Source organism: Paraburkholderia elongata, assembly GCF_013177735.1.
In the GTDB taxonomy this organism is placed as follows: Bacteria; Pseudomonadota; Gammaproteobacteria; order Burkholderiales; family Burkholderiaceae; genus Paraburkholderia; species Paraburkholderia elongata.
In genome coordinates this window covers 57,681-75,682 of record NZ_WOEZ01000052.1, presented here as the reverse complement: position 1 = coordinate 75,682, position 18,002 = coordinate 57,681, and the positions used below count along the sequence as shown (strand labels likewise).

Here is an 18,002-nt window from a genome sequence, read left to right as displayed (position 1 = left end):
GTTAGCCAGGGTCGGCAGGGAGGGAGGCGCGTGGGGTGGCCGTTCCGGGTTTCGCGTTTCTCGACGCGCTTCCCGAGATCACGAAGCTGAGCGCGGCCAGTACCCATACGCCAACACCGCCGTATAGCATCACCCATCCAAAACCTTCCATCAGCGCAGCGTGAACGGCGGTTCCAGCGGGATCGATCTGCGCCAACGCAGGAATTCCCGCTCCGACTGCTTCGACATCACCCGCTGCGATCTTCTCGGCGAGCCGTGCGAGCAGTCCGGTGTCGATCGTCGCCGGCAGCCTTGCCTTCAGATGGAACAGAATACCGGCAATCAATATCGCGCCCATCAAGGCGATGTTGATCGCAAGCGTAATCATCCGCGCACTCATGTCGATGCCGGATGCCATGCCCGCTCGCTCTGCGGGAACGGCACCGGTTGTCGTGTTAGTAACGGGCGTGTTGGTCAGGCCGAGACCGGCGCCGGCTAGTACGCAACCGGGCAACATAGTCAGCGCGTCCGGATGCGCGACACTGCTGCCGTACTTCATCAGCATGAAGCCAAGGCCGATGATAAAGAGGCCCCCCGGGATCGCGATTCCCGAGCCGTAGCGCAACACAAGCCGTTCGCCGAGCGGGGGAAACAGCAGCGTCGGCAGCGTGTACGCAAGTAGCGCCAGGCCCGCGCTCATGCTGTCGTAGCCGAGGCCGATCTGGAAGTAGATCGGTATGTAGATCATGAAGGGCCAGAAACTGAAGTTCATGCCTGCGGAGCCCATCAGCGCACCAGAAAACTGCGGAATCCTGAATACCGAAAAATCGAACATCGGGCGTGCGCTAAATTGCTCCGCGCAAAGAAAGGCCACGAAGGCAATCACCGTCGCCACGACAATGAAAATCGCGCGAGAGCTCGTGAAGCCGAGGTCCGAGCCCTGGGTGATGAAATACACCAGACCGAAAACCGCCAGCGAAAGTGTGACGATGCCGGCCACGTCGAGCGTATGCGCGTGCGGGTCGCGCGATTCCTGCACGCCGCCGAAGACCAGCGCTAACGTGACGATGGCGAGCAGCGCGTGCACCCAGAAGACCCATTGCCACCCGGACACCGTCACGATCATCCCGCCGATGATCGGTCCAAAGCCCAACCCGATGCCGAGAATGATGCCCCATGCGCTGAACGCCCGGGCGCGTTCGGGTCCCTCGTTGAACTGGTGCGAGAGCACGGCGACCTGACATATCAACATCGCACCGCCGCTCGCGCCTTGCAACAAACGCGCGACGATCAGCGTTGGCACGCTCTGCGCGAGGCCGCAAATCAACGAGGTCAGGCCGAACAGCGCAATACCGATGACGAAAATGCGCCGGCGGCCGAATCGATCCGCCAGCGTGCCGGTCGCCATCAATACCGTGGTTACCGCGAGCGTGTAGACATTCATGATCCACTGCATGCCCTTGAAGTCGCCGTGCAGAACACGCTCGAGCGTGGGCAGGATCACCGGCACGCTCGAGATTTCGAGGGCGAACATCAGTGAAGCGAGACACACGGCGCCCAATGCCAGGGTGTTCTTGCGAATGGAGAAGCGGGTCGTCGTTTGCGCAAGTTCGCCAGACGTGGCTCCGCCGGTGCGCGACTGCCGCGCGCTCGAGCGATATTCGGTCTGGGCCGTAGTGGCGCTCGCGTGTGGCCGTTCGTCGTGCCGTGGCGACGCGTTCCGATATCTGGACATAGGAATTCACCTCGATAGTCGATGGCCTTGGCCACCAGAGAGTGTGTAATATAGTGGGGAATTCATGTCCCGATTGATGCTATTCAGTCCGAGCAATGCATCCTTGGTGGAACCAATAAAGTGAAGGTATGAGCGACATTCTTGACGGCGTGACGACATTCGTGCGCGTCGTCGAAACGGGCAGTTTTGCGTTGGCGGCGGAGCGGTTGAACCTGACGCGCTCGGCCGTCGGCAAGGTGATCGTCCGGCTTGAAAAGCGCCTCGGCGTGCGCCTGCTCAATCGCACGACGCGCAGTCAAAGTCTCACGGAGGACGGGCAAGCCTATTACGACCGCTGCGTGCGTGCGCTCGCCGAACTCGAGGCCGCTGAAGCCGATCTGGACTCAGGCCGCCGCGAACCCAAAGGGCGTCTGCGGGTGAGCGTGCCGCAAGCCTTCGGCCATCATTGTGTGGCGCCGGTGCTGCTTGGGCTTGCGCGACGGCATCCGCAATTGAAGATCGACATTTCGGTCACTGATCGCTTTGTGGATGTCGTAGAAGAGGGCTTCGATCTCGTGGTGCGGATCGGTCCACTGGTCGATAGCGTGAGTCTCGCGGCTCGGCGGCTCGGTGTTCAGTATGCAAGCATTGGTGCCGCGCCGGCGTATCTGGCTCGGTACGGCATGCCGGGCCGTGTGGATGAATTCCACGGGCATACGATCATTGCGTATTCACGCAACGGGGTTCTTGAGCCGTGGAACGTACTCGATGTCGATGGGCAAATGCGCCGCGCGGATGTAGAGCCGCAGCTTAGTTTTGACGACATGCAGGGGATCGTGGATGCCGCGATTGCGGGCTTCGGGCTGGCGTGGCTGCCGAGTTGGCTGCTGGCGCGCTATGTGGAAACAGATCAGTTGGTGACCGTGATGGAGAATTGCTTTCGCCCTTCTCAGGAGATCCACGTTGTGTGGCCGAAGAGTCGGTATCTCGCGTTGAAGACGCGCTGCGCGATTGATGCGCTTGTCGCCGAGATCCCCGGTATGGTCGGGGTGCCGTCGGTGAACTGATTGGAAGGAGGTGCGCCCGCTGCTGCCGCGGGCGCTCCTCCCTTCGCACGTATTGCTTAGAATTGCAAAGTAGCGCTGGCCACGGCAGTCCGTGTCGGCGAAGGCGCTACATAGTATCCCCACGCCGTGGTCCAGTAACGGCGGTTGAAGAGATTGTTGATCCCCGCCCGGAACGTCACATCTTTGCCCGCAATTTTCGTCTCGTAGCGGCCGCTCAAATCGTAAGTGACATAAGCCGGGACGAACTGCGAGTTGGCTGCATCGACCGCCTGGTTGCCGACGTACTTGCCGCCGAACGCCAGCGTCAAAGGACGCAGATACGATGGGTTGTACTCGATCCGGCCGGTCACGGTGAACCTCGGCGCGCCATACACGCGCTTGCCTTCGACGCTCGCGTCGTCCACGTCGACCGCCTTCGTGTCGAGCCACATCACGCCGCCCATCACGCGCCATTCGCTCGTCAGCGCAAGCCAGCCGCTTGCATCGACGCCGGTATAGCGCTTCGTGCCGTCCTGCACGAAGATGTTGGCCGAGTTCGTATAGTTGTAGCCCTGATCGACGCGGAACAGCGCAAGATTGGCGCCCCACTTGCTGTGATCCGTTTTGAAGCCGACTTCATACTGCTTGCTCTTCAGCGGGCCGAACGTTGCAGGGAAATTGAGGTTGGTGTTCGAGGCCGCGCCACCCTGTTCCAACGATTCGACGTAGCTCGCGTACACCGTCGAGTACGGATCGGTCTTGAACATCAGCGCAAAGGTCGGCGTGACCGGATCCGCGCTGTATTGCGACGATACGGCGCCGCTCGGAGCGTACACGTGCTCGCGGTATTGCGTGTAACGCACGCCGACCAGGGCGGACAGACGTGACGTGAACTGCACCGTATCGCTCGCGTACACGGCAGCCTGCGCGGTGCGCTGCTGACGATAAAGCTCCGAGCCGATGCTGACTTCATCGTTGGTCAAGAGCGTGCTGCTGTACAGATTGCCGTTGCCGAGGAAGTAGCCGTTATTCCAGCCTTCTGTGTTGCTGTACTCGCTGGTTTGCATCTCGAAACCAGCGCCGATTACGACGTCGTGCTTGATGCTGCCGGTGTTGAATTTGCCCTGCACCATCGCGTCGACGTTCTGGTAGAAGTAACGCGTCATGGCCGCATACAGCGTGTTCGAGTAATTGCCCGCGTTATCGGTCACAAACAGGAAGCTGTCCGAATTGGTGCGGTTTTCCTTCGCAAAGCGATACTTCACGCTCGCATGCCAGTTCTCGGAAAGGCGGTAATCAAGGCCCGTGCCGAACGAAGCCATCTCGGTCTGATAGTAGTTCTGCGGTTGCGTCAGCGCGTGGGTGACGGTGCTCGCGTCGGGAATGCCGAGACCGCTGCCGAACATCAGGCCGAATAGCGTGCCGTTGGTTTTGCGCTTCTGATAGAAGGCGTCGGCGCTAAAGGTCAGGTCCGGCGTAATGCGGAAGTCGAACGCCAGCGAGGCCACCTGGCGGCGCACATGACCGTGGTCTTCAGCGGTGTTGCCGTCTTCGTTGACGAGATTCAGGCGGTAGCCAAAGCGGTTGTCGCGGCCGAAGCGGCCGCCCAGATCGACCGCTTCGCTGAACACGCCCGCCGACTTGTAGCCGATCGAGATGCTGCGGTACGGATCGTCGGTCGGGCGTTTCAGCACGTAGTTGACGATGCCGCCCGGCGAGCCGAAGCCGTACATGAAGCCGGACAGGCCCTTGAGCAGTTCGACCTGCTCGAACGGTTCGAGCGAGAGATCGGTGTCCCACGAGGGGAATGTCTGACCATCCACCTTGATGCTGTTCAGCGTATCGATCGGCATGCCGCGCACGTTGAACATCGAGTTTTCGCTGATCGAGTTTTCGCTGCTGACCGATACCGCCGGGTCGTACTTGAACATATCGTTCGCGGTAGTCGCGAACAGATCCTGCGCTTCGTCGCTCGTCACCACGTGCGTCGAGAACGGCGTGTCCACCTGCTTGCGCGAACCCAAGGCGCCGGCGCTGACGGTGTCGGCCTGCGCCACAGCGGTGTCTTTCGTTGCCGAGACGCTTACGGCCGGCAGCGTCGCGGCGGCGTCACTTGCCTGCGCCGCCTGCGCCCATCCTGAAGATGACAGCGTAGACAACGATAGACCAAAGCTGACGAAGAGCCCGGCATTGAGTAGCGATGGAGTACGGCGATGGCCGCGCGCGAACGTTGGCCGCGCTGGGCGGCCGGCGACAAATGGTTTCTGCATATTGTTTGAGTTGGGCAGGGTGGCGCCGCCGCGCACCACAAATGTGCGAAACGGCGTCGTTCGAGCGAGTGGTGGTTAAGCGGACAGTTCAAACTGCGATTTCGCACGAATGGTAATGCATATGATTCGTATTCACAATCTATTTCGAATCGCAAGTCATCTATAAGACATCTGTCTTAAGACATAGGGTAATGAGCTGTAAGCCTTATCTGGCGGGGCTCGACCCCGTTCACGACGTTACGGCGGCATGTTTGTTTAGCAGCGAGTACTGGAAAACACGCATATACTCACGGTCGGGCCGTAAAAAGTAGTGCCGTGGGTCGCGCTGCGTTCTTGCTGCTTTGTCGCCACCTCGCGGCTCAGCGCCACCAACGCTCTGTCTATCACTTCACCAAGCAAAGCATCAAACATGTCCACATCGCCGAAGATCATCTACACCCTGACCGACGAAGCGCCTGCTCTGGCGACTTATTCGCTGCTGCCGATCGTCAAGGCGTTCACGCGCTCGTCCGACGTGATCGTTGAAACGCGCGATATCTCGCTTGCCGGCCGGATCATCGCTGCATTTCCGGACTACCTGACCGCGGAACAGAAGGGTTCCGACGATCTGGCGGAACTGGGTGGGCTCACCACGCGTCCGGAAGCGAACATCGTCAAGCTGCCGAACATCAGCGCTTCGGTGCCGCAACTGAAGGCTGCGATCGCCGAACTGCGCGATCAGGGCTTCAAGCTGCCGTCCTATCCGGACGAAGCGAAGACTGACGAAGAGAAAGACGTCAAGGCGCGCTACGACAAGATCAAGGGCAGCGCGGTGAACCCGGTGCTGCGCGAAGGCAATTCGGATCGCCGCGCGCCGTTGTCGGTCAAGAACTACGCACGCAAGCACCCGCACAAGATGGGCGCGTGGAGCGCGAACTCGAAGTCGCACGTGGCGCACATGAGCGGCGGCGATTTCTACGGCAGCGAAAAATCGGCGCTGATCGCAGCGGCCGGCGCCGTGAAGATCGAACTGATCGCCGCTGACGGCTCGACGAAGGTCCTGAAAGAAAAGACGGCTGTGCAAGCGGGCGAGATCATCGACGCTTCGGTGATCAGCAAGAACGCGCTGCGCAGCTTCATCGAAGCAGAAATCGCCGATGCGAAGAGCAAGGGCGTGCTGTTCTCGGTGCACCTGAAAGCGACCATGATGAAGGTGTCGGATCCGATCATCTTCGGTCACGTGGTGTCGGTGTTCTACAAAGACGTGCTGACCAAGCACGCTGACGCGTTGGTGCAAGCCGGCTTCAACCCGAACAACGGTATCGGCGACCTGTACGCGCGCTTGAAGGACATGCCGGCTGAAACGCGTGAAGCGATCGAAGCCGACATCAAGGCTCAATACGCGCAACGCCCGCAACTGGCCATGGTCAACTCGGACAAGGGCATCACCAGCCTGCACGTGCCGAGCGACGTGATCGTCGACGCTTCCATGCCGGCCATGATTCGCGAGTCGGGCAAGATGTGGGGCGCGGACGGCGCGCTGCACGACGCCAAGGCTGTGATTCCGGACCGTTGCTACGCCGGCGTCTACCAGGCTGTGATCGAAGACTGCAAGAAGAACGGCGCGTTCGACCCGGTCACGATGGGCACGGTGCCGAACGTCGGCCTGATGGCGCAAGCCGCTGAAGAATACGGTTCACACGACAAGACGTTCCAGATTCCGGCGAACGGCGTGGTTCGCGTGACCGACGCAGCCGGTACGGTGCTGATCGAGCAGGCAGTTGAAGCCGGCGACATCTGGCGCATGTGCCAGACCAAGGACGCGCCGGTCCAGGATTGGGTCAAGCTCGCGGTGAACCGCGCTCGCGCCACCGGCACGCCGGCTATTTTCTGGCTGGACGCGGCGCGCGCGCACGACGCTCAGATCATCAAAAAGGTCGAGCAATACCTGAAGGACCACGACACCAGCGGTCTGGATATTCGCGTTATGACGCCAGTCGAAGCAACGAAGTTCTCGATCGAGCGCATCCGCGCCGGCAAGGACACGATCTCGGTCACCGGCAACGTGCTGCGCGACTACCTGACCGACCTGTTCCCGATCATGGAACTGGGCACCAGCGCGAAGATGCTGTCGATCGTTCCGCTGATGGCCGGTGGCGGCATGTTCGAAACCGGCGCGGGCGGTTCGGCGCCGAAGCACGTTCAGCAACTGGTCGAAGAAGGCTTCCTGCGTTGGGATTCGCTCGGCGAATTCCTGGCGTTGGCCGCTTCGCTCGAACACCTGAGCGGCGCGTACCACAACCCGAAGGCGCAGATTCTGGCCAAGACGCTGGATCAGGCAACGGGCAAGTTCCTCGACAACGACAAGTCGCCGGCGCGCAAGGTTGGCGGCATCGACAACCGCGGCAGCCACTTCTACCTGGCGATGTACTGGGCTGAGGCACTCGCTGCGCAAACCGAAGACGCTGCATTGCAGGCGCAGTTCGCCGGCGTGGCGAAGGCGATGGCCGACAACGAAGCGAAGATCATCGAAGAACTGGGTGCAGCGCAAGGCAAGCCGGTGGACATCGGCGGTTACTACCGTCCGAATGTCGAACTGACGAGCAAGGCCATGCGCCCGAGCGCGACGCTGAACAAGATCGTGGACGCGGTCGCTTAAGGTACTGAATGACGTGCTGAATGAGGTACTGAGGCTGTCGCTCAACGTACCGAAGCAAGCACTGAAACAAGCGCGGAAATAAGCCGTAAGCAAGACGATGGCGCTCCTCAGGAGCGCCATCGTTGTTTCTACGCGTACGGGAGCGGTCATACCTGCCCTCAAACGTGAACGATTTCCCATTCGCTGAGTTTTTCAGGAATCTCGAGCGTCGACGTATCGACTTCGGTCAGCTGCGGGCAGGTCAGGCCGCGTGCGACTTCATCGGCTGCCTGTTCCGGGCAGGAAAATTCACCGAGCGTCTCGTTGCCGTAAGTTGCCTCCCAACCACCTTGGCCCGGCAAAATGTAAAACGCTCCCTGGGTTGATTCAAAGCGAAAGCCTTCCATTTTTAGTCTCCCAATTGCCAATTAAAAGCTGCGATGCCGTGGCGGCTTCAGGTAGAGGCGGGGGACTTACTGCGACTGCGTTTTCGTCCCGTCTTTTGCTGCACCCTTTTCGCTGCGTCCTATGAACCGTCGGCTCTTGTAAAAGAGTCTACGTCAGCGAGTCACGGCGCAAGGGGTTGTTAGACGGTTCGTTCGATCAAAAAATATCGTTTAAAAATAAAGGCTTGGATTCGTTGTTTCACGATGTGCAACGTAGGGCGACATTGCGAAATGGCGGATTTGTGCCACGCACCACGATTTTTTACGAAGCAAGGGCTCATGCCACATCGTGAAATTTTGGCATCCTGGCCAAATAGTGAGGCGTCGCGCATTCGTGGCGCAGCGAAACGCCGCGCGTGATCGCTGCGTTCAGGGAAGAACCCGCTTCAGAAAAGCGAGCATTACGCGGTTGAATTGCGCTGGCCGTTGCAGCGGGGCGAAATGGCTCACGCCATGCAGGAGAGTCAACGCCGCGCCGGGAATGCTGCGGGCAAGGTAATCGGCGTGTTCCAGCTTGATGAATTCGTCGTGTTCGCTTTGGACGATCGCAACCGGCACATGAATCTGGCCGAGATCGTGCGCCGAGTAGTTGGGCTGGGTTCTCATCATTTCACTGACCGCGCCGACAAATGCGTCGAAGTCGTCGGGCGTGGCCGAGAGTTGCGCATAGTCTTTGGCATGTCTTCCGAAACACCGATCAATGATCGGCGTCGGCACGAATGCTTTCGTCCCACTCGGATCCATGTTGCAGCCGAAGAAGAACACGCCCGCAACCCGCTCGGGGGCCAGGATGCCCAGCACCATCGCGACGCAGGCGCCATCGCTCCAGCCCACCATCGCTGCCCGGTCGAGCTGCAACGTGTCCATCACGGCCAGAACGTCGGAGGCCATCAGCTCGTACATATAGGGGCGCGTGTCGCGGGTGCTGCGGCCATGGCCGCGGCTGTCGATCACCACCACGCGATGCCCGGAGTCGACCATCGCCGGGACCTGATAGCCCCAGTTGCCACTGTGCCCCAGACCGCCGTGCAGCAGGATCACCGGCGCGCCGTTCCCGTATGACGCGTACCAGATTCGCGCCCCTTCGTGCTCGACGTAGCCCTCTTCGGTCGAGACCGGCAGCGGGGTCGCGCCATGGCCTTCGAAATGGGCGAGGTCGTCGTCGTGGAATTCCATGAGCGGTTCCTTCCTGGTGAGCGCAGCAACCTAAGGAACCACTAGGTTGCCAGCGCCCCCACCAGAAAATCAACCAGGCTACGAATTTTCGCGCTCGCTTCGCTCGTCCTGCGCAAATGAATATCGACACCACCATCGATATCCACCGCGCAGGACACACCACCACTCAGTTAGAAACGTACGCTACATACGGCCCCGTGCCCCCACCCGTGGACGCCGTGCCCGAAATGCCGTAGTACACGTGCCGGCCATAGAAGAGCGGCATGCCGAAGTCGAACTGCTTCGACAGATAGATACCGAGGTTATTGAACGCGTTATTCCCCGACGCGGTCAGCGTCGCGCCGTTTGCGATATTGAAACCGAGCGCCACACTCGCCGGGCTGGCTCCGACCAGCGTCGACGTCCGGCCGACAGTCGTCGTCGGTATGTAGTATCCGGACGAGCTGTCGATCGGGATCGTCGGGTCCGGGAAGAACATCACCGTCGAGCCGGAATCGAAGAACGTTTTTGTCTGCGTGGTCCCGTTGTAGGTCGACGTGAAGTTGCCGTTCGCGTCAGTCGTCATCAGCGTGGCACCCGTGCCGAGCAGCGCATTGTTGGCTTGTGTGTCGATGCCGAACACCAGCGTACCCTGAGCCGCTGCGCTGCCGGTGTCGGAAACCTGGGCCATCTCCAGAATCACGCCGTTGTTGTCCTGCGCGAACTTTGTGACCGGATTGGTGATCTGTCCTTTGATCTGCACCGAGGTGGCCGTGCCGGCGATGGTGTAGTAGTACGCCTTCGGTGCCGGTGCAGTCGCGCACGCCAAGCCGCAGTCATTCGGGCTCACGCCGATGCCGAGAATACCGTTTGCGCCGAGATCGGCTGTGGTGACCAACTGACGGCCCACCTGGCAATCGCTCGGCACAGGTGTTGTCAATGTTGTATCGCCGATCACGTGGATCGGTACTTTCTGGGCAATCTCACTCGAAATCCCGACGTCTGCGTAATAAACCGAACCCCATGCGTAGCCGCTGCCAAACAACGCGCATTCGGCGAGCGGGAGATTGCTCGCAGCATCGTTTTCGGCTCTGAGCGCATTGAAGGTCGTGGTCGGAATCGCGGAGCGAACCAGACGCAGTCCGAACGACGCAGTATCGACGATCACATTCGGGATCGTCGCGCAGTTGGCGCTGGCGTTAGTACTGTCGGTACAGATCCTGATGCTGACCATGGGCTGATTGTGGATGCCCGTTCCGCTGACCGTCACTGCTACCGTATTGGTGAGGCCGGCAAGGGTAGGCACCGCCGTCGCGTCCGCCGCGAGTACGTTGGGCGTCGAATTATTGGTGTTCGACGAAGAACTGGTTCCGCTCGCGGGTGCGGGCGAACTTGCGCCGGCCGGTGCGTTGACCGTTGTGTTGCTGTTACCACTGCTGCCACCCCCGCCGCCACCCCCACCGCAGCCAGCCAGACTAAGCCCGAGCGACGCAGCAATGATCCATGCGATTTTGCGCACTTTTATTCTCTCGATTAATTTTTAATAGACTTACTTGATGTCGTCGGCGCTAACGCCGCGCGGCAACGCTTGCGGTAGATAGGCTCGACCCACAAAGGAGCCCATATGGCCGCCGGTCTCCACGACCAGAGCCGACTGATGCACGACGGCGGGTCCGTAGCCGCCGCCTTGCGCTGCATGCGCGTCGGTGAGGCCCTGCACGTATGACGGGAAGTAAGTGGCGAGCAGCGTCTTGAGCGGCGGCATGGTCGGGCCTTCCCAGCTCAACGCGAACACGGTGTTGCCCGCCGTGATGTACTCGTTCACCACCGTACCCGACGGCAGCGTGGTCTGACTCACGGTGTAAGTCGACGAGGCCGCATTGGCGCTTGCAGCGTAGCGTGCCACTGCGGTGCCGCCCTGGCTGGCGCCCCTGCACTGGTACTGCTGGCCGTCACGGGCTAGGTCGGCGCGCCGCCTAACCCTGCGTATGCTGGAACGACCGTGGCGAACGAGGCCGCGGCCACCACGAGCATTCGAAATTGAGTGGTTATCATTTTTTGGTTTTCGAAGTTTTTCGGAAAATGCGCGCGAACGTTTCCTCGCGCCCACGCGGTATTAATACTAGCGTGCGTCTGTTCGACTAAAACAGACGAATAGCGAGGCGATTCGGGTTCTGTTTCAAATCTTGCCGAGCTTTTCGATCAACACCGCAACGAAGGTTTCCGTGACGGGCGGCAAGGTCCGGCCGCGCTTCTTGATCAGGGCGATAGGGCGAGTGAACGCGGGATCGTCGACGGGGCGGACCACCAGCTCAGGTTCCGCCCTGACCTCGCGAGCCGACGCCGGCAGGATAGTCACGCCGAGCCCCGCGCGCACCATCGCGACGGCGCTCATCATGTAGGTCGGCTCACAGGCGATCTCCGGCGCACAGCGGGCGTTTGCAAAGGCGCTATCGACCACGGCCCGCACGCTCGTGCCTTGTGCTGTCAGCACGAGCGGCACTGCGGCGAGGTCGGCCAGCGTGATGCGCCGCCGCCGCGCCAGCGCATGGCGCTTCGGAAAAACCGCCACCAGGCGATCGATGCCCGCGTGCAGCACCTCGAAGCCCGTATCGTCCAGTTCTCCGCCGGTCAGCCCGATATCGACCTCCTCGCTGCGCACCAGCGTGTTGACCATGCTGGCGACCACGTCGCGCACATGGAAGCTCACGCGCGGCACGGCCTTCTTCATGTCCTGCACGAGTTCGGGCAAGACGCTGGCCGCGAACGTCGGCAGGCACGCGATCCGCACCGTGCCGCTGGTTCCCTCGCCGAGCGCACGCGCGTCGATCAGCACATGTTCCATATCGTGCAGCGACTTCTGCAGCAGCGGCAGCAGCTCGCGGCCGGTCGGCGTCAGCGCGACATTGCGGCTGTTGCGATCGAAGAGCCGCATGCCCACGGTTTCCTCGAGGCGGCGAATCTGCACCGTCAAGGCCGGTTGGGAAAGGTGCAGCCGTGTCGCCGCACGCGTGAAGCTGCCCGTTTGCGCGACGGAGATAAACGCGCGGATGTCCCGAAGATTCAAATCCATAATGGTTTGTAATTGCTGCGATCAATTCATTTCAATTGATTTATTGTTGCCTCGAACTTACGCTGGATCGCAGTAAAAAACAACTTTGGAGACAAGCACATGCTGCCATTGCTGGGGCTGGCTACTATCGTCGTGCTGCTCGGCGCGATTCTGTCGAAACGGATGTCGCCGCTGGTGGCGCTTATCATCGTGCCGATTGCGGCGTCGCTCATCGGTGGTTTCGGCTTTCAGACAAGCAAGTTCGTGATCGACGGGCTCAAGAGTCTCGCACCCGTGGTCGGGATGTTCGTGTTCGCGATTCTTTACTTCGGCACTATCACCGACGCCGGCACGCTCGATCCGATCATCGACCGTATTTTGCGGGCCGTCGGCACGCGGCCCACGCGGATCGTGATGGGCACCACGTTGCTCGCGCTGCTGATTCACCTGGACGGCTCCGGCGCGGTGTGCTTTCTCGTCACGATTCCCGCGATGCTGCCGCTCTATGACCGTCTGAAGATGGACCGGCGCGTGCTGGCCGCAGCCGTTTCGATGGCCGCCGGCATCAACTTTCTGCCGTGGACGGGGCCGATGATCCGCGCGTCGGCGTCGCTGCATCTGCCGATTTCGGCGTTGTTCAACCCGCTGATTCCCGTGCAGTTGATCGGGCTGGTGTTCGTCTTCGGCATGGCGTTCTGGCTCGGGCGGCGCGAGGAAAAGCGGCTCGGCCTCACCGCCGCGAGCGCTTCCGCGCCGATGCCAGAACGCGCGCTGACACCCGAGGAGCAGGCCTTGCGCCGGCCGAAAAACGTCTGGTTCAACATCGTCTTGACGCTGGTCGTACTCGGCACGATGGTCGTGATGGGCGAGAAGATTCCGCCGGCGATCATGTTCATGGTCGGGCTATGCGTCGCGTTGATGGTGAACTATCCGAACGTCGACATGCAGCGTAAGCGGATCGACGCTCATGCGCGCGCTGCGTTGATGATGGCCGGCATTCTGCTTGCGGCCGGCGTGTTCACTGGCGTGATGCAGGGCAGCGGCATGCTGAAAGCGATGGCACAGGCGGCGGTCGGCTTCGTGCCGCCCGCGATGGCGGGCCACATTCCCGTCGCGCTCGGGTTGATGTCGATGCCGCTGAGCATGCTGTTCGACCCGGACTCTTTTTACTTCGGTGTGCTGCCGGTGATTGCCGAAGTGGCCGGCCAACTTGGCGTGCCCGCCGTGCATGTCGGCCAAGCCGCGTTGCTCGGCCAGATGACGACCGGTTTTCCAGTCAGCCCGCTGACGCCGGCGACGTTCCTCGTAGTCGGCCTGTGCGGCATCGATCTCGCCGATCACCAGAAATTTACGTTCCCTCTGCTGTTCGGCGCCTCGATCGTGATGACGATTGCCTGCGTCGTGCTGGGGATATTCTCGCTGTGAACTGCACGGCTTTACTGAACGGATGTGACCATCATGACAGCGACTCCACATAGACGGCCGGTGCGAATCGGCGCGGGCGCGGGGTATTCCGGCGACCGTATCGAACCCGCGGTCGAACTGGCGGAACACGGCGCGCTCGATTACCTGGTGTTTGAATGCCTCGCCGAGCGCACGATTGCGATCGCGCAGCAAGCGCGCAGCAAAGATCCTGAGCGGGGCTACGACCCGTTGCTCGAAACCCGCATGAAGGCGGTGCTTCCCGCTGCGCTTCGTAACGGCGTGCGGATCATTTCGAACATGGGGGCGGCCAATCCACTCGCGGCGGCGCGCAAGACCGCTGAGATTGCGCGCTCGCTCGGTCTCGGCGACGTGAAGATTGCCGCCGTCACCGGCGACGATGTACTCGACGTTATTCGGCAGGGTCATTTCCGCTTCGAGGAGTCAGGGGAAAGCGTCGCTTCGTACAAGGATCGCCTCGTGTCCGCCAATGCGTATCTCGGCGCAGCGGCGATTGTCGAGGCGCTGGCGGCCGGCGCGCAAATCGTCCTGACCGGACGCGTAGCCGATCCGTCCGTGTTCGTCGCGCCGCTGATCCACGAATTCGGCTGGCAGATGGACGACTGGCAGACGCTCGGGCAGGCAACCGTGATCGGCCACCTGCTCGAATGCGCGGGACAAATCACCGGTGGCTATTTTGCAGATCCGGGTTTCAAAGACGTCCCGGATCTCGCGAGGCTCGGCTTTCCCATCGCCGAAGTCGCGCCAGATGGTTCGGTGGTCATCACCAAGCTCGCGCAGGCCGGCGGGCGGGTGACCGAAGCAACCTGCAAAGAGCAACTGCTGTATGAGATTCACGATCCGCAGCGCTATCTGCAACCGGACGTGGTTGCCGATTTCACGCAGGTGCGTGTCGCGCAGGAAGCGCCGGATCGCATTCGCGTGAGCGGCGGGCGTGGGACGCCGCGTACCGATACGTTGAAGGTGTCGGTCGCTTACTTCGATGGCTACATCGGCGAAGGGCAGATTTCATACGGCGGTCCCGGCGCGCTGGCGCGTGCCCGGCTTGCGCTCGATATCGTGCGGGAAAGGCTTGCCCTGACTGGTGTCGAAACGCGTGAATTGCGCTTCGATCTGATCGGCGTGAATGCGTTGCATGGCGAAACGGTAGCTGCCGGTCACGCCGAGCCTTATGAAGTGCGAGCGCGGGTCGCGGGGCGCACCGAATCGCTGGCGCAAGCAGCGCAGATCGGCAACGAGGTGGAGACGCTTTACACGAATGGCCCGGCGGGCGGTGGCGGCGTGACCAAGTCAGCGCGCGAAGTGGTCGCGGTGCAATCGGTGTTGCTGCCGCGCGAGCATGCGAGGCCGACATTCTCGCTCGTGGAGGCGTGACATGAAACTACGTGAGCTTGCTCATTCGCGAACCGGCGACAAGGGCAATACGCTGAATATCTCCGTCATCTGTTATGACGCGAAGCACTATGAGCATCTGCGAGCGGTGTTGACACCGGAACGGGTCAAGGCACATCTGAGCGAGGTGGTACGTGGCGATGTGGTGCGTTATGAATTGCCCGGCATCGCCGCGTTTAACTTCGTACTCGGCCAGGCGCTTGGTGGAGGCGTGACGCGCTCGCTTGCGCTTGATGCGCACGGCAAATCGTTGAGTTCGGCTTTGATGGGGCTGGAGGTGGAAGCGCCGGCTGCGAGTGGAAATGCGCCGGCCCCTTAGTTCGCTGGCGCTTTCGCGCAGCCCGAAGCGTGGAGCCGGTTGAGCTCGCCGGGCATTCGGCTCAGCCGCCCGCCTTGCTCAACTCGTGCGCACGCCGAAGTCGCTCGCGGCTATTGCTCAGATGCATGCGCATCGCGGCGCGCGCGTCATCCGCGTCCTGACGTTCGATTGCCCGATAAATCATCCGATGCTCGCTGAGCACATTGCGCAGGTGTTCGATATGGTCGAGCTCCGCAATCTCGGCTGAGCCGAGCCGCGTGCGCGGGCTCACCGCGCGGCCGAGTTGGCTCAGCACATCGAAGAAGTAGCGGTTGCCGCTTGCACGCGCGATCTGCAGATGAAACTCGATGTCGTGCGCGAGCGTGTCCGTACTCCCCCGTTCGAGTTCGGACTCGAAACGCTCCAGCGCGGCACGAATCTGCTTGAGATTCTGCTCGGTGCGTCGCGCCGCGGCGAGCGCGGCCGAGGCTGCCTCCACGTCGATGCGGAATTCGATGATCGCCATCACGTCCAGCATGCTGGAGAGGTCGGCGGCGGGCAGTTGCATGGACTGTTCCGTGGCCGGCTCCAGAACGAACGTGCCGATGCCGTGACGCGTCTCAACCACTTTGGCCGCCTGCAGGCGTGAAATCGCCTCGCGAACCACGGAGCGGCTCACCGAGAGCTGCTTCATCATCGCGACTTCTGTAGGGATGCGGTCTCCCGGCCGCAGGGCGCCGCGGCGGATTTCATCGGAAAGGGTGGCCACCACCTTCTCAGTTAGGCTGCTCATTTCTGGCTTGTTGACTTATCGGCTGGAAATACACACGTTGCGTGTGCGAGTGACGTCATGTGACGGTTCGACATAGCCATCATAGCGTCAGTCCGAATGATCACGACTCGATCTCGCGCGCCCGGTGCGGGTTGGGATGACGCGTTGACCCGTAACGGCCGGCGCAGTCAGGGCCGGATTTTCCCTTGTTGTCGGACGTCTTATTTTGAGTTGCTATTTTTAGCAACGGGACACTATGTTTGCTGCTATTCCATAGTATACGTGGCTCAGTGTGGCTCAGATGACAGGGTAAACACCTTGTTGGAATCGACGGATTGAAGGAGGTAGACTGTCGTCAGACAACGTATCACGCATTTCAGGACCGGATCACCTAGCCTGTTCAAACGCGCGCGATGCGTTCGATCAGGCCGCCCTGGAGGCCGAAACTGGAGACCACCTTGACATCTGCTCTCACCACAGCCGCCGACCCGCTCGAATCCGCGGTCTCGAAGGTCAAGCGGCATGTGCTGCCGCTGTTTCTGATCATGTTCATTGCGAACTACATCGATCGCGTGAACATCGGCTTCGTCAATTCCCATATGCAGACGGACCTCGGCATCGGCGCTGCCGCATACGGTCTGGGGAGCGGTTTGTTCTTTGTCGGCTACGCGCTGTTCGAGGTGCCGTCGAATGTGTTGATGCAGAAGTACGGCGCGCGCGCCTGGCTGACCCGCATCATGGGCACGTGGGGGCTGGTCGCGGCCGCCATGGCGTTCGTCTGGAACGATACGTCCTTCTACGTGCTGCGATTCCTGCTCGGCATCGCTGAAGCCGGCTTCTTCCCGGGCGTGGTGTTTTACTTCACCCAATGGCTGCCGCAGAAAGAGCGGGGCAAGGCCGTGGCGGTTTTTCTTTCGGGCTCCGCGCTTGCGTCGGTGCTGTCCGGGCCGATCACCGGCAGCCTGCTGTCCATTCGCGGATTGGGCTTGCACGGCTGGCAATGGATGTTTCTCATCGAGGGGGCCTTTTCGATCGTGCTGTGCGGCGTCAGTTGGATGCTGCTGAAGTCGCGGATTCGCGATGCCTCCTGGCTGACGGCTGAAGAGCAGGCTGTCCTTGAAACGTCGATCGCGGCCGAGCAGGCCGAGCGCGAGGCGCATGGCGGCGCACATCTGCCGGCCATGAAGCTGCTGAAGGATCCGCAGATCCTGCTGTTCTGCTTCCTGTACTTCGCGATTCAACTAACCATTTACGCGGCCACCTTCTGGCTGCCGACAATCATCCGCAAGATGGGTGGTCTCTCGGACTTCGAAGTCGGCATGTTCAATGCCATCCCCTGGCTCATCGCAATGTTCGCGATGTACTGCTTCGCGGTGTTGTCGGCGAAATGGCGTTTCCAGCAGGCGTGGCTGGCCGTGGCGCTCGTTATCGCGGCGTGCGGGCTGTTCGCCTCGACGTCGGGTAATCCGGTGCTGTCTTTCGTGGCAATCTGCTTCTCGGCGATCGGTTTCAAGGCCGCGTCTTCGCTGTTCTGGCCGATTCCGCAGGGTTATCTGGACGCACGCGTTGCCGCTGCCGTCATCGCGCTGATCAATTCGGTCGGCAACCTCGGCGGGTTTTTCGCACCGGCTGCCTTCGGTTATCTGCAGCAGCACACCGGCTCGATTACCGGCGGACTGTACGCCCTGGGCGTGGCTTCGCTGATCGCGGCGGCGGCCGGTTTCTTGACCCGCAATCGCCGGGTGAACCGCGACGCGTTGCCGGAGCCGCTCCAAAGCAAAGCACATTGAAATGTCGATCGACCACCGCCAGTCGGCT

General features: G+C 61.2%; 14 protein-coding genes. 6 read left to right on the top strand and 8 right to left on the bottom strand.

All coding sequences use genetic code 11. The annotated features are described in order from the left end of the window. Window position 1: 1 nt before the first annotated feature. Entirely contained in the window at window positions 2–1,714 is a 1,713-nt protein-coding gene (locus GNZ13_RS11450) for an MFS transporter (RefSeq protein ID WP_172163698.1), read from the bottom strand. A gap of 128 nt (window positions 1,715–1,842) precedes the next feature. On the opposite strand from GNZ13_RS11450, the gene GNZ13_RS11445 reads away from it, so the two are divergent. Further along, window positions 1,843–2,760, top strand: coding sequence for a LysR family transcriptional regulator (locus GNZ13_RS11445; RefSeq protein ID WP_172163696.1), 918 nt, complete (start codon window positions 1,843–1,845; stop codon window positions 2,758–2,760). 56 nt (window positions 2,761–2,816) lie between these two features. Here the strand turns inward: GNZ13_RS11445 and GNZ13_RS11440 are convergent, their stop codons facing one another. Further along, window positions 2,817–5,009 carry a TonB-dependent siderophore receptor gene (locus GNZ13_RS11440; RefSeq protein WP_172163694.1) on the bottom strand — a complete coding sequence of 731 codons (2,193 nt, stop codon included), beginning with the start codon at window positions 5,007–5,009 and terminating at the stop codon, window positions 2,817–2,819. A gap of 409 nt (window positions 5,010–5,418) precedes the next feature. On the opposite strand from GNZ13_RS11440, the gene GNZ13_RS11435 reads away from it, so the two are divergent. After that, complete coding sequence (locus GNZ13_RS11435; RefSeq protein ID WP_172163692.1) at window positions 5,419–7,647, top strand: NADP-dependent isocitrate dehydrogenase; 2,229 nt, start codon at window positions 5,419–5,421, stop codon at window positions 7,645–7,647. A 158-nt stretch (window positions 7,648–7,805) separates the two neighbouring features. On the opposite strand, the gene GNZ13_RS11430 is transcribed toward GNZ13_RS11435, so the two are convergent. The 5 genes from GNZ13_RS11430 to GNZ13_RS11410 all read right to left on the bottom strand — a co-directional run bounded on the left by GNZ13_RS11430 (window position 7,806) and on the right by GNZ13_RS11410 (window position 12,300). Next, entirely contained in the window at window positions 7,806–8,033 is a 228-nt protein-coding gene (locus GNZ13_RS11430) for a hypothetical protein (protein WP_172163690.1), read from the bottom strand. A gap of 408 nt (window positions 8,034–8,441) precedes the next feature. Beyond that, on the bottom strand, window positions 8,442–9,248 hold the full coding sequence (locus tag GNZ13_RS11425) for an alpha/beta fold hydrolase (RefSeq protein ID WP_172163688.1): 807 nt from the start codon (window positions 9,246–9,248) through the stop codon (window positions 8,442–8,444). 166 nt (window positions 9,249–9,414) lie between these two features. Next, window positions 9,415–10,746, bottom strand: coding sequence for a DUF3443 family protein (locus GNZ13_RS11420; protein WP_172163686.1), 1,332 nt, complete (start codon window positions 10,744–10,746; stop codon window positions 9,415–9,417). Between the two features lie 30 nt (window positions 10,747–10,776). Beyond that, on the bottom strand, window positions 10,777–11,133 hold the full coding sequence (locus tag GNZ13_RS52230; protein WP_328807219.1) for a DUF2844 domain-containing protein: 357 nt from the start codon (window positions 11,131–11,133) through the stop codon (window positions 10,777–10,779). A gap of 273 nt (window positions 11,134–11,406) precedes the next feature. Continuing rightward, on the bottom strand, window positions 11,407–12,300 hold the full coding sequence (locus GNZ13_RS11410; protein WP_172163683.1) for a LysR family transcriptional regulator: 894 nt from the start codon (window positions 12,298–12,300) through the stop codon (window positions 11,407–11,409). A 99-nt stretch (window positions 12,301–12,399) separates the two neighbouring features. On the opposite strand from GNZ13_RS11410, the gene GNZ13_RS11405 reads away from it, so the two are divergent. Genes GNZ13_RS11405 through GNZ13_RS11395 form a run of 3 tightly spaced genes read left to right on the top strand, consistent with a single transcriptional unit; the run spans window position 12,400 to window position 15,433 of the window. Then, window positions 12,400–13,704, top strand: a complete 1,305-nt coding sequence (locus GNZ13_RS11405) for a CitMHS family transporter (protein WP_172163679.1) — start codon at window positions 12,400–12,402, stop codon at window positions 13,702–13,704. A 33-nt stretch (window positions 13,705–13,737) separates the two neighbouring features. Continuing rightward, the gene (locus tag GNZ13_RS11400; RefSeq protein ID WP_172163676.1) at window positions 13,738–15,096 is read left to right on the top strand and encodes an acyclic terpene utilization AtuA family protein; all 1,359 of its coding nucleotides are present in this window, start codon (window positions 13,738–13,740) and stop codon (window positions 15,094–15,096) included. Window position 15,097: 1 nt separating this feature from the next. Then, window positions 15,098–15,433: an AtuA-related protein gene (locus tag GNZ13_RS11395; protein ID WP_172163673.1), complete on the top strand. Its 336-nt coding sequence runs from the start codon at window positions 15,098–15,100 to the stop codon at window positions 15,431–15,433. Between the two features lie 61 nt (window positions 15,434–15,494). On the opposite strand, the gene GNZ13_RS11390 is transcribed toward GNZ13_RS11395, so the two are convergent. Further along, window positions 15,495–16,205 (bottom strand): FadR/GntR family transcriptional regulator, encoded by a 711-nt coding sequence (locus tag GNZ13_RS11390; protein WP_172163670.1) that lies wholly within the window; start codon window positions 16,203–16,205, stop codon window positions 15,495–15,497. Window positions 16,206–16,642: 437 nt separating this feature from the next. Here GNZ13_RS11390 and GNZ13_RS11385 point away from each other — a divergent pair, with 437 nt between their 5' ends. Next, entirely contained in the window at window positions 16,643–17,974 is a 1,332-nt protein-coding gene (locus GNZ13_RS11385; protein WP_172163667.1) for an MFS transporter, read from the top strand. Window positions 17,975–18,002 lie beyond the last annotated feature (28 nt).

Coding starts and splice junctions, on each gene's coding strand:
- GNZ13_RS11450 (WP_172163698.1), bottom strand. CDS start 1,714: ATGTCCAGATATCGGAACGCGTCGCCACGGCACGACGAACGGCCACAC.
- GNZ13_RS11445 (WP_172163696.1), top strand. CDS start 1,843: ATGAGCGACATTCTTGACGGCGTGACGACATTCGTGCGCGTCGTCGAA.
- GNZ13_RS11440 (WP_172163694.1), bottom strand. CDS start 5,009: ATGCAGAAACCATTTGTCGCCGGCCGCCCAGCGCGGCCAACGTTCGCG.
- GNZ13_RS11435 (WP_172163692.1), top strand. CDS start 5,419: ATGTCCACATCGCCGAAGATCATCTACACCCTGACCGACGAAGCGCCT.
- GNZ13_RS11430 (WP_172163690.1), bottom strand. CDS start 8,033: ATGGAAGGCTTTCGCTTTGAATCAACCCAGGGAGCGTTTTACATTTTG.
- GNZ13_RS11425 (WP_172163688.1), bottom strand. CDS start 9,248: ATGGAATTCCACGACGACGACCTCGCCCATTTCGAAGGCCATGGCGCG.
- GNZ13_RS11410 (WP_172163683.1), bottom strand. CDS start 12,300: ATGGATTTGAATCTTCGGGACATCCGCGCGTTTATCTCCGTCGCGCAA.
- GNZ13_RS11405 (WP_172163679.1), top strand. CDS start 12,400: ATGCTGCCATTGCTGGGGCTGGCTACTATCGTCGTGCTGCTCGGCGCG.
- GNZ13_RS11400 (WP_172163676.1), top strand. CDS start 13,738: ATGACAGCGACTCCACATAGACGGCCGGTGCGAATCGGCGCGGGCGCG.
- GNZ13_RS11395 (WP_172163673.1), top strand. CDS start 15,098: ATGAAACTACGTGAGCTTGCTCATTCGCGAACCGGCGACAAGGGCAAT.
- GNZ13_RS11390 (WP_172163670.1), bottom strand. CDS start 16,205: ATGAGCAGCCTAACTGAGAAGGTGGTGGCCACCCTTTCCGATGAAATC.